Source organism: Mesorhizobium sp. M2A.F.Ca.ET.037.01.1.1 (assembly GCF_003998075.1).
Lineage (GTDB): Bacteria > Pseudomonadota > Alphaproteobacteria > Rhizobiales > Rhizobiaceae > Mesorhizobium.
This window is the reverse complement of record NZ_RZSA01001266.1, coordinates 1-1,587: the sequence shown is the minus strand read 5'-3', so window position 1 is coordinate 1,587 and position 1,587 is coordinate 1. Positions and strand designations below refer to the sequence as shown.

The 1,587-nt window shown below is 69.0% G+C and carries 1 protein-coding gene; it reads left to right on the top strand.

The features are described from left to right. Window positions 1-169: 169 nt before the first annotated feature. Window positions 170-1,587, top strand: a 1,418-nt coding sequence (locus tag EOA27_RS35785; RefSeq protein WP_127258651.1) for an FtsX-like permease family protein, incomplete at its 3' end; no start/stop codon positions are given.

Sequence of the window (1,587 nt, the reverse complement as noted above, 5' to 3'; positions counted from 1 at the left end):
GACCCCCTCATCCGGGCCTTCGGGCCCCCTTCTCCCCGAGGGGAGAAGAGATCGCCGGGGCCGGCACCTCCCTCTTCTCCCCACCGGGGAGAAGGTGGCCGCGAAGCGGCCGGATGAGGGGGCCTGGCTCCGGACATTGAAGCTCGCCATCCGCTTCTCGCTGCGCGAGATGCGCGGCGGCCTGTCCGGCTTCATGATATTCCTTGCCTGCATCGCGCTCGGCGTCGCGGCGATCGGCGGCGTCAATTCGGTGGCGCAGGCGATCAGTGCCGGCGTCGCCAACCAGGGCCAGACGCTGCTTGGCGGCGATCTGCGCTTTCAGGTCAACCAGCGCAGCGCTTCGAATGCCGAGCTCGGCTTCATCCGCAGCCTCGGCGCGGTTTCGCAGACCTCCGGCATGCGCTCGATGGCGCGGCTGGAAGATGGCTCCGACCAGGCGCTGGTCGAGGCCAAGGCCGTCGACGACGCCTATCCGCTCTACGGCGCGCTGGTGACTGATCCGGCGCTGCCTAAGGAGCAATTGTTCGGCGAAAGGTCCGGCGTGTTTGGCGCCGCCGCGCCAGACCTTTTGTTCGAGCGGCTCAATCTTCACGTCGGCGACCGGCTGAAGCTCGGCAGCGCCGTTTTTGAGCTGCGGGCGAGGCTGGTCAGCGAGCCGGACGCGGTGTCGGACGGTTTCGGCTTCGCGCCGCGGCTGATGATGTCGCGCGGGGGCCTCGCCGCATCCGGTCTGGTGCAGCCGGGCAGCCTGGTCGAGAACGCCTATAAGGTGAGGCTGCCGGAGGGGACTTCCGAGGCGCGGATCAAGGATATCCAGGCTCAAGCCGCGAAGGATTTCCCGCAGGCCGGCTGGTCGATCCGCACGCGCAGCAACGCGGCGCCGGCGCTGTCGTCCAATATCGAGCGGTTTTCGCAATTCCTGACCCTGGTCGGGCTGACAGCGCTGGTGGTTGGCGGCGTCGGCGTGGCGAATGCCGTGCGCGCCTATCTCGACGGCAAGCGCGGCGTCATCGCCACCTTCAAGAGCCTGGGCGCCTCGGGCGGCTTCGTCTTCACCGTCTATCTCGTGCAGATCCTGTTGATCGCCGGCCTCGGCATCGTGCTCGGGCTGATCCTCGGCGCCGCAATGCCGTTCGTGGCGAGCGCGCTGTTGCAATCGGTTATCCCGGTGCCGGCGCAAGGCGGCTTCTATCCAGGCGCGCTGGCCATGGCGGCGCTGTTCGGCCTGCTGGTGACACTGGCCTTCGCGCTCCTGCCGCTCGGCCGCGCCCGCGACGTGCCGGCGACGGCGCTATTCCGCGAGATGGGGTTCGAGAGCCGCGGCCTGCCGCGCCTGCCCTATACGGGTGCGGCGCCGGCGATCGTCGTCGCGCTGGCGGCGCTGGCGATCCTCTCGGCCAATGACCACCGCATCGCCTCGATCTTCGTCGGCGCCACGGTCTTTGCCTTCCTGGTGCTGCGGCTGGTGGCGGTGCTGGTGCAATGGGCGGCGAAGAAAAGTCCGCGCGTGCGCTCGGTTTCGCTGCGGTTGGCGGTGGGCAACATCCACCGTCCGGGCGCGCTGACGCCCTCGGTGGTGCTGTCGCT